Genomic DNA, 12,826 nt, shown 5'->3' with positions numbered 1-12,826 from the left:
CGGCCCGGCCGTCACCCGCGGGCGGGGCCGATGCGCAGCCGCGACGGGCCGATGCGCAGCCGCGACGGGCCGGGGCCGCCGAGCGTGAGGCGGCGGGTCACCGGGCCGCCGGGCGGGGACGTCCACGGGTCGGCGCCGGCGGGGGCCTCCGGGACGTACTCGGGGAAGTCGCCGCTCATGACGTCGAGGGTGAGGCGGTGGCCGGGGCGGAGCCGGTAGGCGATGTGCTGGAGGTCGAGGACGGCGGCGGCGCGCGGCGCGTCGAGGCGCAGCTGGCCCTTGGCGATAAGGAACGCGTCGCCGCCGGGCCCGGTGTCGAGCAGGCGGGCGTGGACGTGCGCGCCGGCCGGTGCGTCGAGGTTCAGCGTCACCGTCACGGCGCCCAGGAGGTCGGTGTCGCCGGTGCAGGCAGGGCCGGTGAAGCGGAGCACGTCGTCGCGGTCGCCGACGGCGCTCAGATCGGACCGGTCGAAAAGGGCGGCGAAAGGGTTCGCGCCCTGGGACGGGACCGGATCGGACGGGTCGTGCGTCCATGCGACAACGCTTGGCTCGGACGGCGGTTCGACCGCGAGGCCTTCGGGCGCCAGGAAGTACTCGAATTCGGGAGCCTCGCGCGGCGGCCAGGTCTCGCTTTCCCGCCATTCGCCGTGGCAGATCTCGTAAGTGACGCGGGGCAGTTCTTCGGCGGAGCCGTTGAGGACGGCGTCGAAGAACTCGATCGCGGGGTCGAGGTAGCCGGGCAGCATCCGCCGCAGCGCGCCGGCGTCGGCGGCGTGGTCGTCGGACGGGGCGACGGGCGCGTCGCGGAGGCGGTAGTTCTCGTGGTCGATGGCCTCCAGCCGCAGCCGCAGGTGGGAGGCCCATCCGGGATGCCGCGACAGCGCCCGGACGTCATGCCAGGACCAGATGGCGCAGTTGTCGAACCAGCCGATCGTGTAGAGCGCGGGAACCGGACGGCTCTCGACCAGCGCCTTCACGGGCGGCGGGACGAACCGGGACTCGCCGGAGAACTCCGCGTCGAAGTTCGCGGAGCGTTTCCCGATCCGGTCGAAGAAGTCGTCGAAGGGCGCGCGGAGCGGGCGGCGCGTCCAGTCGGGCTCCCATTCGTAGCGGTCGGCGTCCACGTAGTGCGTGGCGAAGTACATTTTCCGGCTGGTCTGCTCGACGTCGCGGGTGCCGTCGCCGTGATCCAGGACGGTGGACAGCTGGGAACCGGTGACGCGCGGCGCGATCGCCCGGAGCGCGGGATGGCCGCCGATCGCGGCGGCGATCGCGGTGAAGCCGTAATAGGAATCGCCCCACATGACGACATCGCCATTGCACCAGGGCTGTTCCGTGACCCATTGAACGGTGTCGTATCCGTCGTCGACCTCGTGGACGGCGAACTCGGCGGCGCCCTCGGACCGGTACTTGCCCCGGACGTCCTGCACGACGGCGGTGTAGCCGCGCGCCGCGAAGTAGCGGCCGATCAGCGGCATGAAGCAGTAGGCGCCGTCCTTGTCGTACGGGAGCCGGATCAGGACGACCGGCCCCGGGGACGGCGACGACGGCGACGGGGACGCGGCGCGGTAGACGTCGGCGGCCAGCCGGACGCCGTCCCGCATCGGGACCATGGCCTGGTCGGCGTCGGCGGGCACGGCGGCGGGGCCGACCCGTTCGATGTTCAGCACGTGTTCTCCGGAAGGGGGGTGAGGGGGCGCCTCAGCTGGACGGGTCAAGGGCGCGGCGGTCGCGGGCCACGCGGTCGAGGTCCCAGCCGGGCGCGGGAATCGAGTCGAGCAGGAGGCGGGTGTAGGGGTGCCGCGGTTCGCGCAGGATCGTCTCGGTGTCGCCGCGCTCGACGATGCGGCCGTGCCGCATCACGACGGCGGTGTCGGTGATGTGCCGGACGACGGCGAGGTCGTGGGACACGAAGACGTAGGCGATGCCGGTGTCGCGGCGCAGCCCGTCCAGCAGCGTGAGGATCTGCGCCTGGATGGACACGTCGAGCGCGGCGACCGCCTCGTCCAGGACGAGGACGCGCGGCCGGATGCCGAGCGCGCGGGCGATCGCGGCGCGCTGCCGCTGCCCGCCGGACAGGTCGCGGGGCAGCGACGCGCCGGCGCGCTCGCTGAGCCCGACCTGGTCGAGCAGCTCGGCGACGCGGGCCCGCCGGTCCGCGGCGGAGCCGGGCAGGTGCAGCCGCATCGGCTCGGCGATGGACGCGGCGATGCTCTGCCGCGGGTCGAACGACCCGTACGGATCCTGGAAGATCATCTGGAGGAGGCGGGCGCGGCGGAGCCGGGCGCGCCTGGACCGCCCGGTGACGGGCTCGCCGTCGAGCAGCACGGTCCCCGACGTCGGCGCGTCGAGGCCGGCGAGGATCCGCGCGGTGGTCGTCTTGCCGGAGCCGGACTCGCCGACGATCCCGAGGGACGCGCCGGGCATCAGCTCGAAGCCGACACCGTCCACGGCGGTGACGTCGCCGAACCTCTTGACCAGCGACGACACGGCCAGAACGGGTTCGGACGTCATCGCGTCACCTCCTCGGGCCGGACGCACGCGACGGCGGACGTCCCGTGCGGGCGGGCGGCGGGCACGGACTCGGCGCAGTCGTCGCCGGCGAGCGGGCAGCGGTCGCGGAACGCGCACCCGGACGGCGCCTCGGCGAGCGAGCGGGGCCGTCCCCGGATCGCCCTGATCTCGGTCCGCTCACCGTGCACGGACGGGCTCGCCTCCAGCAGCGCCTTCGTGTACGGGTGCGCGGGCGCGGAGAACAGCGCGGTGCCCGCGGCCTCCTCGACGATCCGTCCCGCGTACATGACGTAGACGCGGTCGCAGATCGCGGCGGCGAGGTCGAGGTCGTGCGTGACGAACAGCATCCCCGTGCCGCGGGTGCGCTGCATCTCCTTGAGCAGCCCGATGACCTCGGCCTGCGTGGTGACGTCGAGCGCGGTCGTGGGCTCGTCGGCGAGCAGCAGCTCCGGCCCGGTGGACAGCGCGCCGGCGATGACGACGCGCTGCAGCATGCCGCCGGAGAACTCGTGCGGGTGGCGCCGCAGCGCGCCGCGCGGGTCCCGGATGCCGACCTGTTCGAGCAGGTCGAGCGCGGTGGCGGCGGCCTCGCGTGACGGCACGCCGCGGGCCCGCAGCCCCTCGGTGAGGTAGTCGCCGACGCGGCGCACCGGGTTGATCGCGGCGCGCGGGTCCTGGAAGATCATCGACGCGCGGGTGCGGCGCAGGTCGCGCAGCGCGGCGCGGCCCGCGGCGAGCACGTCGACGCCGCCGACGGTCACCGACCCGGTGGCGCGCGCGCCGCGCGGGAACATGCCGAGCGCGGAGCGGGCCGTCAGCGACTTCCCGGACCCCGACTCGCCGACCAGCCCGACCGTCTCGCCGCGCCCGACCCGGACGGTGACGCCGTCCAGCAGCGGCACCGCGCCGTCTCCCGAGCCGATGGCGAGGCTGAGCCCGGCGATGCCGAGCGCGTCCGCGCGGGCCGCCGTCTCCGGCGCGGTCTCCTTGTCCTGCACGGTCACGTCCCCTCCCCTCTCCTCGCGATGGACCCGCCGATGTGCTCGCCCAGCACGTTCACGCTGACGACGGTGAGCAGCACGGCGAGGCCGGGGATCAGCCCGCTCCACGGCGAGCCCTGCAGGATCGCGCTCTGCGCCTGGCTGATCATCGAGCCCCAGTCGGCGGCGGGCGGGCGGACGCCGAGCCCGAGGTAGGACAGCGACGCGAGGTCGACCATCGCGTAGCCGAACGACAGCGCGCTCTGCGCGAGCAGCACCGGCATCATGTTCGGCAGCAGGTGCCGGACGGTCGTCCGCAGCTCGCCGAAGCCCATGGCGCGGTAGCTCTCCATGTACGGGCGGGCGCCCTCCTGCAGCGCGACGCTCCGGACGACGCGTCCGAGGAACGGCGTGTAGCTGACGGCCAGCGCGCAGATCGGGGCGGTCAGCCCGGGCCCGAACACGGCGACGACCAGCATCGCGAGCAGCAGGCTCGGGAACGAGAACACGATGTCCATGGCGCGGGACAGGACGGCGTCCACCCAGCCGCCGGCGCGGGCGGCGAGCAGCCCGGCCGCCGTGCCGAGGATCCCGGACAGCAGCACCACGCCGAGCGGTGCGAGCAGCGACAGCCGCGCCCCGTACATCAGCCGGGACAGCACGTCGCGTCCGGTGGAGTCGGTGCCGAGCAGGTGCCCGGCGGTGCCGGGCGGCGCGAGCGAGTCCAGCAGGCTCGTGGCGTTCGGGGAGTGCGGCGCGAGCAGCGGGGCGAGCGCGCCGGTCACGGCGGCGACCAGCAGGAACGCGACCGCGAGCGTGACGCCGAGCGGGCGGCGGCGCCGCCGTCTCGCGGCGCGCGCCCGCAGCGCGGGGATCGTCAGGGTCATCTGCGCGGCCCTCCCGCGGTGACGCGCGGGTCAATGAAGGGCAGTGCCAGGTCGACCAGCGTGTTCACGGCGACGAACAGCAGCACCCCGAGCAGCGAGACGCCCTGCACGACCGGAAAGTCCCGCCGCGACACCGACGTGACGAGCAGCGACCCGACGCCGTCCAGGCCGAACGCGGTCTCGATCACGGCGGTGCCGACGAACAGGCTCGCGACCAGCACCCCGATGACGGTGAGCAGCGGCCCGAGCGCGTTGCGGACGACGTGCCGGCGGATCAGCGGGGCGCCGTCCACGCCGCGGCTGCGCGCCGCGGCCACGTGCTCGCGGCCGAGCTCGTCGGCGAACGCGGCGTTCCCGACGCGGGCGAGGACGCCGAAGGCGGCGATCGCCATCGCGACGGCGGGCAGCGTCAGGTGCCAGAGCCGGTCGGTGAGGCCGGTGCCCGCGCCGGTGGACGGGAACCAGCCGAGCCCGACCGCGAACACCGACAGCAACACGATCGCCGCGACGAACGGCGGCGTCGCCGTGGTCAGGGACGCGGCGATGGTCGCGATCCGGTCGGTGATACCGCCCTTGACCGCCGACACCAGCGCCACGCCCGTCCCGACGGCGATCGCGAGCACCGCCGAGTACGCGATGAGCAGGCCGGACACGCCGAGCCGGCTCCCGATCAGCGACGTCACGCTGGTCTGGTAGGTCAGCGACCGGCCGAGGTCCAGGTGGACGGCGTCGCCGATCCACGCGAGGTACCCCTGCGCGAACCCCTTGTCGAGCCCGTACGCGTGCCGGAGGGCGTCGATCTGGTCGGGGGTGAGGCGGCGCCCGGACGTCACCGCCAGCACCGGGTCACCGGGGACGAGCCGCAGCGCCCCGTAGATGAGGACCGACGCGACCAGGACCGTCAGGACCGCGCCGAGCGCGCGCTTCCCGATCCAGGGCGCGAGCGTGCGGGCGGTCATCCCTTGCCGCCGAGCGTCGTCGCCCACGGGACGTACAGGTAGTTCTGCCGCGGGACGAGGCCGGTCAGGCCCGCCTTGTAGTACACGTTGACGTACTGCGTCGCGATCGGGATGTTCACCAGGTCGTGCGCCATGATCGCCTGCGCCTTGGTCACCTCGCGGGCGCGCGCCGCCGGGTCGGCGGTAGCGATCGCGGTCCGGATCGCGGTGTCGTAGTCCTCGTTGCTGTATCCGGCGAAGTTGTAGAAGTTGCCGGTCGTGAAGAACTGGTAGTACGTCAGCGGCTCGGGGAAGTCGAGGTAGCCGCTCGACAGGAACAGGTCGACGCCCGCGCGGGCCTGCGGCGAGGCGAACATCGCCCCGTACTGCTCGGCGGTGAGCGGCTTCAACTGGACGTGCATCCCGGCCTGCGAGGCGGCGTCGGCGATCGCCGTGGCGGTCCGCGACTCCTCGTCGATCGCCGTCGTGTACGCCAGGACGATCTTCTGCTTGGCCTTCGCGGACCCGGCGACGAGCTTCTTCGCCTTCTCCAGGTCCTGCGCGGGCTGCGGCAGCGCGTCGTAGGCCTGCTGGTAGACGTCCTTGCCGTAGCCCCACGCCGCCGGCGGGACCAGCGCCCGCAGCGGCTGCGCCGCGCCCTGGTAGACCGACTTGATGATGCCCTTGTAGTCGATCAGCGCCTGCACGGCCTGCCGCGTCGCCGGGTCCGACAGCGCGCCCTTCTGGTTCAGGACGGACAGGAACGTCGGCGACAGGCTCTGCCCGAACAGCAGGTTCCCCTTGTTCTTCAGCCGGACGTGCGCGGCGCGCGGGACGCTGAACTGGCCGTCGACGTCACCGCTGTCGAGCGCGGCCGTCTGCGCGGACGGGTCGGTGATGAAGGTGAACTTGAGGTTCTTCACCTTCGGCTTCACCTCGGTGTTCCACCAGGAGTCGTTGCGGGTCAGCGTGATGTTCTGGCCCTGCGTCCAGCTCGCGAGCTTGTAGGGGCCAGTGCACATCACGCCGTGCCCGGCCGTCCCGAACGACTTGCCGGCGGACTCCGCGAACGCCTTCTCCACGACGTCGAACGCGGGAGTCGCGAAGAAGTTCGGGACGAGGACGTCCGGCTGCTTCAGCTTGATCGTGACCTCGCGGGCGCCGGTCGGCTCGATGCTCCGCAGCCGCTCCGCCCAGCCGATCCAGGACGAGCCGAGCTTCGGGTCGAGGATCCGCTTGACGCTGTAGACGACGTCGTCGGGCGTGACGGGCTTGCCATCCCAGAACGTCACGCCCTCGCGCAGGTGGATCACGTAGGTGAGGTCGTCGGGATGGTCGACGGACGTGGCGAGGGCCGGGACCCGCTCATAGTTCGGGCCGAAACCGAACAGCCCCTCGCACATGTTCGCCAGCGGCGTGCTGACGGACTCGATCGCGGACTGCGCCGGGTCGAGCGTCGGCGGCTCGCCGGGCGGCAGGTTCCAGGTGACGGTGTCGACGTCCTTGACCGGGGCCGGGACGGACGTGGTGAGGGACGGGGCGGCCGCCGCCGCGGACCCGCCGCCGTCCGCGCACGCGGCGAGGGTGCAGGAACCGGCGAGGATCGCGGTGATCGCGGCCAGGCGTGAACGTGTCATCGGGTGGACCCTTCGGATGGTGGGCGGGCCGGGACCGGGAGGGGAATCGCAGCGTGGTTCGTTCCGAGTTGATTGTCAATACCGCAAAACAAAACGGCGGAAGGTCGGGCCGAGGGCGTCCTGGGTCTCGTTATGAGGGAACGCGGCGCTATCCTGAAGCGCGCATTGTCCTTCCGTTCAGCAGAACTATCGAAGGCGAAAAGGAGGGCCGTTGGGACGGCCGAGCCTCGCCGCCGAGCGGCGCGAGCAGATCCTGCGGGCCGCCGCCCGGTCAGTCGCCCGGCACGGCCTGGCGGGCAGCACGCAGGAGCGGATCGCCGCGGCGGCCGGGATGAGCCGCTCGCACGTCCGGCACTACGCGGGCAACCGCGACGAGCTCATCGACGCCCTGTGGGACCACGTCATCACCCCGTACTTCGCCTCGATGCGGGACGCGCTGAACGACCGGGAACCGGCCGCGCGGCTGCCCGCGCTGGTCGACTATCTGTTCGGCCCGCAGATGGCCCGCAACGAGGACGACCTCGTCATCGAGGCGCTCATCAGCGGCGCGATGCACGACGTCCGGCTCCGCGGCCGGATCTACGAGAGCTACGCCCGGCTCGAACGCGAGATCGCCGGGACGATCCGCGACGCCGTCCCGGGCTGCGCCCAGGCGGAGAGCCTGCAGCTCGCCTACGCGCTGATCTGCATGGCGTTCGGGCACTCCACCCTCGCGCCGCTGCCGTTCCCGGCGACCCGCCAGGCCGGCATGAAGGCCCTGGCCGCGCAGCTCCTCGCCGGCCTGGAGGCCGGACACCGCGCCCCGCCGCCGACCGGCTGAGCGGGCGACTGGGCGGGCGCCCCCGTGGCCCGCCGCGCCGTGCGCGTTCACGTCCAGGTCCATGCGCGGCTCCTCGTCAGGGCCCGGTGGTCAGCAGCGTGACGAGCCGGTCGACGAGCGGGGTCATCCGCTCGCTGTTCCAGCGCTCGGGCGCCTCCAGGCTGGAGACGTAGAAGCCGCGGAACACCAGGTGCAGGACGTCGGCGGCGAACGCGGCGTCGGCCGCGCCCGCGTCGCGCGCGGCGTCGACGAGCCCGTCCAGGTTGTGGCGCGCGTCGTCGCGGATGAGCTGGAGCGCGTCCGACCCGCGGCCGCTGCGGCCGAGGATCTCCAGGAACAGCCGGCGGAGCACCTCGTCGTTGCCGGTGGTCGAGCACGCCCAGCGGGCCAGGACCGCCAGCCGCCCGGCGGCGGGGGTGCCTTCGAGGGCCTGGTCCAGCTCGGCGTCCCAGTCCCGCATGGCGTGCTCTATCGCGTTGCGCAGCAGCGCCTCCCTGGTGGGCAGGTAGTTGGTGACGAGGGTCGTCGAGCCGCCGATCCGCTTGGCGACGGCCCTGATGGACACGCCGTCGAGACCGTCCGCCGCCACGATGTCCAGGGTGGCGTCGGCGATGGTCGCGAGGCGCTGGTCGATATCGATCTCCACCGGCATGCCCGCAGGGTAACGCCGGAGAACGCGTCATACAACACCGTTGTACATCAGCGTTGCATGACGTACGCTCCTCGCCATCGCCGGTGCCCTCCGGCCCCACGACCTCCCGACGAGCCCGAGGAGCAGGCATGGAACTGTGGCAGTTGCCGGTGACCGAGGTCGCCGCGCTGATCCGCGAGCAGCGGGTCTCGGCCGTCGAGGTGGCGGAGTCGTGCCTGGCCAGGGTCGAGGCGGTGAACCCCGAGCTGAACGCGCTCGCCGACGTCCACCCCGAGGAGACCCTCGCCGACGCGCGCCGCGCGGACGCCGCCGTCGCCGCCGGCGAGGAGCTCGGCCCGCTGCACGGCGTCCCCGTCTCCACCAAGATCAACACGCCGCAGCGCGGCGCCCTGATGAGCCACGGCGTCGCCGCCATGGCCGGGATGACGGCGACGCACGACGACGCGTCCGTCGCCGCGCTCCGCGCCGCCGGCGCCGTCTTCCTCGGCCGCAGCAACGCGCCCGCGTTCTCCGTGCGCTGGTTCACCGAGAACGAACCGCACGGCCGCACCCTCAACCCGTGGAGCGCCGGGCACACCCCCGGCGGGTCCAGCGGCGGCGCCGCCAGCTCCCTCGCCGCCGGGATGACGCCGCTCGCGCAGGGCAACGACATCGGCGGCTCGATCCGCTTCCCCGCCGGCTGCTGCGGCGTCGTCGGCGTCCGCCCGACCGTCGGGCTGATCTCCAACTGGATCGCCCCCGAGGACACCGGCCCCGAACCGCCCCTCACCGTCCAGGCGTGGGCCGTGCAGGGACCGATGGCCCGCACCGTCGCCGACGCGCGGCTCGCCCTGCACGCCATGGCGGGCGCCGACCTGCGCGACCCGTTCGGCGTCCCGGCCCTGCCCGCCGCCGCGCCGCGCACCGGCGGCCCGATCCGCGTCGGCGTCGTCCGCGACGTCGGCATCGCCAAGCCGCACCCGTCCGTCGACGCGGCGGTGAGCGAGGCGGCGCGGTGGCTCGCGGACGCCGGCTACGAGGTCGAGGAGATCGAGCTGCCGCTGCTCGCCGAGGCCGCGCGGCTCTGGTCGCTGTTGCTGTTCGAGGACCTGCGCCCCGGGTTGCCCGGCATGCTGGAGATGGCCGACGAGCCCCTCCGCGTCCACATGCGGTACGCGTTCGAGCACGCCGCCGGGCTGTGGGGCGAGGAACCCGGCATCACCGCCTACGTCACCGGCTGGGCGCACCGCGCCACGCTGATCACCCGGCTCCAGGAGATGCTCGGCACCGGCATGCTCCTGCTCACCCCGATCTCCGCCGAACCGCCCTTCGAGCAGGACGCCGACATCCTCGACCCGGACCGCGGCCGGAGCATCGTCGACGCGCAGTGGCCGATGACGTCGCTGCCCGTCCTCGGGTTCCCCGGCGTGTCGGTGCCCGCGGCGGTCGCGGACGGCCTGCCGATCGGCGTCCAGCTCATCGGCGGCCGGTTCGCCGAGGACCTCGTCCTCGACGCGGCGCAGGCGATCGAGGACCGCGCGCCCCGCATCACCCCGCCCGCCTTCTCCTGATCCGTCTCAGTCCGGGCGGCGACGTCCCGCATTGCGGTGATCGGTACGCCGCCTGGGCGGCGGCCTGCGATGATGCGGGCCATGAGCAGGAAGAGCACGGCCGGGCCGGACCTCGACGACATCTCGTGGCAGATCATCGAGCAGCTGCAGGAGGACGGCCGGCGCTCCTACGGGGCGATCGCCAAGGTGGTCGGCCTGTCGGAGGCGGCCGTCCGGCAGCGGGTGCAGCGGCTGACCGAGGCCGGCGTCGTCCAGATCGTCGCGGTCACCGACCCGCTGCTGGTCGGCGGGCACCGGCAGGCCATGGTCGGGGTGCGGGTCTCCGGACCGCTCGAACCGGTCGCGTCCGCGCTGTCGGACATGCCGGAGACGATCTACGTGGTGCTCTGCGCGGGCGGCTTCGACATCCTCTGCGAGATCGTCTGCGACGACGACGCGCACCTCGCGGAGGTGCTGGCGTCCCGCATCCGCTCCATCCCCGGCGTCGCGGGCACCGAGACGTTCGTCTACCTCCAGCTCCGCAAGGAGAGCTACCGCTGGGGCACGCACCGACCACTAAATCAGTAGCCTCCCCCCGGTGTAGCAACTCGATTAGTGAAATCTTCGCCGCAAGCCGCTAAATTAGTGGCATGTCGCAGGCCACCGCCGCTGATCCCGCACGCGCGCTCGTGCACGCCGAACCCGTCCCCTTCTGGCTCGACGACCCCGCGCGCCCCGCGGCCTTCCCCGCCCTCGCCGGCGACGAGCACGCCGACCTCGCCGTCGTCGGCGGCGGCTACTGCGGCCTCTGGACCGCCCTGCTCGCCAAGGAACGCGACCCCGGCCGCGACGTCGTCCTCGTCGAGGCCCGCGAGGCCGGCTGGGCCGCGTCCGGACGCAACGGCGGGTTCTGCTCGTCCAGCCTCACCCACGGCTTCGGCAACGGCCTCGCCCGCTGGCCCGCCGAGCTCGCCGAACTCGAACGGCTCGGCCTGCGCAACCTCGACGAGATCGAGGACACCCTGCGCCGGCACGGCATCGACTGCGACTGGGAGCGCACCGGCGAGCTCAACGTCGCCACCCGCCCCCACCAGGTCCGCGAACTGCGCGAGGAGGCCGAGGCCATGCGCCGCCACGGCCTGTCCCCCGAGTTCCTCGACACCGAGCAGGTCAGGGCCGAGGTCGACTCCCCCACCTACCTCGCCGGACTCCTCGACCGCGACCGCACCGCCCTCGTCAACCCCGCCCGGCTCGCCTGGGGACTGCGCGACGCCTGCGTCCGGCTCGGCGTCCGCATCTACGAACGCACCCCCGCCACATCCCTCGCTCCGCACGGCGCGGGCATGGCCGTCACCACCGCCTACGGCCGCGTCCTCGCCCGGCGCGTCGCCCTCGCCACCAACGCGTTCCCCTCGCTCGTCCACCGGGTCCGCCCGTACGTCGTCCCCGTCTACGACTACGCGATGGTCACCGAACCGCTGACGGACGCCCAGCTCGCCACCGTCGGCTGGCGGAACCGGCACGGCATGGCCGACTCCGGCAGCCAGTTCCACTACTACCGGCTCACCGCCGACAACCGGATCCTCTGGGGCGGCTACGACGCCGTCTACCACTACGGGTCCCGCGTCTCGGCGGACCTCGACCAGCGCCCCGACACGTTCCGCGTCCTCGCCGGCAACTTCTTCCGCACGTTCCCGCAGCTCGAAGGCGTCCGGTTCACGCACACCTGGGGCGGTGTCATCGACACCTGCACCCGGTTCTCCGCGTTCTTCGGCACCGCCGCGCAGGGCCGCGCCGCCTACGCGCTCGGCTTCACCGGCCTCGGCGTCGGCGCCACCCGCTTCGCCGCCCAGGTGATCCTCGACCGCCTCGACGGCCTCGACACGCCGCGCACCCGCCTCGCCATGGTCCGCACCAAGCCCGTCCCGTTCCCGCCCGAACCGCTGCGCTGGCTCGGCATCGAACTCACCCGCCGCTCCATGGCCGCCGCCGACCGCAACGGCGGCCGCCGCAACCTGTGGCTCCGCACCATGGACACCCTCGGCCTAGGCTTCGACAGCTAACCGCCCTCGCCACCCCGCTTGTAGGCTTCCCGGGGCGAGTAGCGAGGAGACCCCATGGCCCTGCGTCGCCGCGGCCGCCTCGCTCTCGGGGTGGCATGCGCCGTCCTCCTGATCGCGAGCGCGATCACCGTCCGGCTCGTCCTCACATGGGACCCGAGAGGACCGGACGTGAAGGACACGCGCGCCTGCCCCGGAAGCAACGTCTCCCTCGCCGAGGTGACCGGGCACTTCGGGCTCGTGATCCCGCCGGACGCGACCGACGTGCGTTTCTCTTCCGACCTGCATCCCTTCTTCGGCGAGTACAGCCTCCGGCTGTCCTTCCAGACCACCACGTCCGGCCTCCGCGCCTTCCTCGACCGTTCCGGTCTGTCGACGTCCGGCACGGAGGATGAGGCGGACACCGAGCCCGCGCCGCTGGACGGGCCGAGCTGCGGCTTCGGGTCCGCGTCCTTCCACGCTCCCCGCTACTACGGCGGAGAGCGCCCAAGCGAAGGCGGCCCAACCCAGCGCCAAGCAGCCGTGGACCGCCGCGATGCCGCCCACCTCCGCGTAGTGGTATCCGCCATGGACCTGTAGCCCGACCACCTTCCCCTGGGTCGCTCACAAACGCCCATGACTTCGATTTCGTCTTGCGCGCCCGAGTCTCTGTAGCCAGCCCACGTGTCTTCGGGAGATCGGAGAAAAGGGTGTTCGGGTGGTGGGGTGGCGCTTGCGTACGGGGCCGCCCCTCCAAAGTCAAGGGCGCCTTCGGCGTCGCTACGCGATGGACTTCGTCCACCCTTGACTTTGGAGCCTCTGCGGCCCCT

At 73.0% G+C, this 12,826-nt stretch carries 12 protein-coding genes; 5 read left to right on the top strand and 7 right to left on the bottom strand.

The window, feature by feature from the left end:
• Window positions 1-11: 11 nt before the first annotated feature.
• From AB0C78_RS26340 to AB0C78_RS26315, 6 genes are read right to left on the bottom strand one after another with little or no spacing between them, the layout of a single operon-like run.
• Window positions 12-1,670: a CocE/NonD family hydrolase gene (locus AB0C78_RS26340; RefSeq protein ID WP_360752528.1), complete on the bottom strand. Its 1,659-nt coding sequence runs from the start codon at window positions 1,668-1,670 to the stop codon at window positions 12-14.
• 31 nt (window positions 1,671-1,701) lie between these two features.
• Complete coding sequence (locus AB0C78_RS26335) at window positions 1,702-2,514, bottom strand: ATP-binding cassette domain-containing protein (protein ID WP_360752525.1); 813 nt, start codon at window positions 2,512-2,514, stop codon at window positions 1,702-1,704.
• Window positions 2,511-3,518, bottom strand: coding sequence for an ABC transporter ATP-binding protein (locus tag AB0C78_RS26330; RefSeq protein ID WP_360752523.1), 1,008 nt, complete (start codon window positions 3,516-3,518; stop codon window positions 2,511-2,513). Before AB0C78_RS26330 ends, AB0C78_RS26335 begins: the two co-directional genes overlap by 4 nt.
• On the bottom strand, window positions 3,515-4,381 hold the full coding sequence (locus AB0C78_RS26325; RefSeq protein ID WP_360752520.1) for an ABC transporter permease: 867 nt from the start codon (window positions 4,379-4,381) through the stop codon (window positions 3,515-3,517). Before AB0C78_RS26325 ends, AB0C78_RS26330 begins: the two co-directional genes overlap by 4 nt.
• The gene (locus AB0C78_RS26320; RefSeq protein ID WP_360752517.1) at window positions 4,378-5,340 is read right to left on the bottom strand and encodes an ABC transporter permease; all 963 of its coding nucleotides are present in this window, start codon (window positions 5,338-5,340) and stop codon (window positions 4,378-4,380) included. The genes AB0C78_RS26325 and AB0C78_RS26320 overlap by 4 nt, the downstream gene beginning before the upstream one ends.
• A complete protein-coding gene (locus AB0C78_RS26315) occupies window positions 5,337-6,956 on the bottom strand; it encodes an ABC transporter substrate-binding protein (RefSeq protein ID WP_360752516.1) in 1,620 nt (539 codons plus the stop codon). Before AB0C78_RS26315 ends, AB0C78_RS26320 begins: the two co-directional genes overlap by 4 nt.
• Window positions 6,957-7,167: 211 nt before the next feature.
• Here AB0C78_RS26315 and AB0C78_RS26310 point away from each other — a divergent pair, with 211 nt between their 5' ends.
• Window positions 7,168-7,776: a TetR/AcrR family transcriptional regulator gene (locus AB0C78_RS26310; protein ID WP_360752513.1), complete on the top strand. Its 609-nt coding sequence runs from the start codon at window positions 7,168-7,170 to the stop codon at window positions 7,774-7,776.
• A 76-nt stretch (window positions 7,777-7,852) separates the two neighbouring features.
• Here AB0C78_RS26310 and AB0C78_RS26305 read toward each other — a convergent pair whose 3' ends face one another.
• Window positions 7,853-8,428, bottom strand: coding sequence for a TetR/AcrR family transcriptional regulator (locus AB0C78_RS26305; RefSeq protein WP_360752510.1), 576 nt, complete (start codon window positions 8,426-8,428; stop codon window positions 7,853-7,855).
• Between the two features lie 128 nt (window positions 8,429-8,556).
• Between AB0C78_RS26305 and AB0C78_RS26300 the strand changes: the two genes are divergently transcribed.
• The 4 genes from AB0C78_RS26300 (at window position 8,557) to AB0C78_RS26285 (ending at window position 12,596) form a co-directional block, all read left to right on the top strand.
• A complete protein-coding gene (locus AB0C78_RS26300) occupies window positions 8,557-9,978 on the top strand; it encodes an amidase (RefSeq protein ID WP_360752507.1) in 1,422 nt (473 codons plus the stop codon).
• Between the two features lie 81 nt (window positions 9,979-10,059).
• Entirely contained in the window at window positions 10,060-10,545 is a 486-nt protein-coding gene (locus AB0C78_RS26295) for an Lrp/AsnC family transcriptional regulator (RefSeq protein WP_360752505.1), read from the top strand.
• Between the two features lie 62 nt (window positions 10,546-10,607).
• Complete coding sequence (locus tag AB0C78_RS26290; RefSeq protein WP_360752502.1) at window positions 10,608-12,020, top strand: FAD-dependent oxidoreductase; 1,413 nt, start codon at window positions 10,608-10,610, stop codon at window positions 12,018-12,020.
• 54 nt (window positions 12,021-12,074) lie between these two features.
• The gene (locus AB0C78_RS26285) at window positions 12,075-12,596 is read left to right on the top strand and encodes a hypothetical protein (RefSeq protein WP_360752499.1); all 522 of its coding nucleotides are present in this window, start codon (window positions 12,075-12,077) and stop codon (window positions 12,594-12,596) included.
• Window positions 12,597-12,826 lie beyond the last annotated feature (230 nt).

The organism is Actinomadura sp. NPDC048394 (assembly GCF_040651755.1).
In the GTDB taxonomy this organism is placed as follows: domain Bacteria; phylum Actinomycetota; class Actinomycetes; order Streptosporangiales; family Streptosporangiaceae; genus Spirillospora; species Spirillospora montaniterrae.
Note: the sequence above shows the minus strand (reverse complement) of the source record. Positions and strands in the feature narration are given on the sequence as shown.

What these genes read in the sequence shown, in the direction of transcription:
- AB0C78_RS26335 (WP_360752525.1), bottom strand. Translation starts at nt 2,514, where the DNA reads ATGACGTCCGAACCCGTTCTGGCCGTGTCGTCGCTGGTCAAGAGGTTC.
- AB0C78_RS26325 (WP_360752520.1), bottom strand. Translation starts at nt 4,381, where the DNA reads ATGACCCTGACGATCCCCGCGCTGCGGGCGCGCGCCGCGAGACGGCGG.
- AB0C78_RS26305 (WP_360752510.1), bottom strand. Translation starts at nt 8,428, where the DNA reads ATGCCGGTGGAGATCGATATCGACCAGCGCCTCGCGACCATCGCCGAC.
- AB0C78_RS26285 (WP_360752499.1), top strand. Translation starts at nt 12,075, where the DNA reads ATGGCCCTGCGTCGCCGCGGCCGCCTCGCTCTCGGGGTGGCATGCGCC.
- AB0C78_RS26290 (WP_360752502.1), top strand. Translation starts at nt 10,608, where the DNA reads ATGTCGCAGGCCACCGCCGCTGATCCCGCACGCGCGCTCGTGCACGCC.
- AB0C78_RS26300 (WP_360752507.1), top strand. Translation starts at nt 8,557, where the DNA reads ATGGAACTGTGGCAGTTGCCGGTGACCGAGGTCGCCGCGCTGATCCGC.
- AB0C78_RS26295 (WP_360752505.1), top strand. Translation starts at nt 10,060, where the DNA reads ATGAGCAGGAAGAGCACGGCCGGGCCGGACCTCGACGACATCTCGTGG.
- AB0C78_RS26320 (WP_360752517.1), bottom strand. Translation starts at nt 5,340, where the DNA reads ATGACCGCCCGCACGCTCGCGCCCTGGATCGGGAAGCGCGCGCTCGGC.
- AB0C78_RS26315 (WP_360752516.1), bottom strand. Translation starts at nt 6,956, where the DNA reads ATGACACGTTCACGCCTGGCCGCGATCACCGCGATCCTCGCCGGTTCC.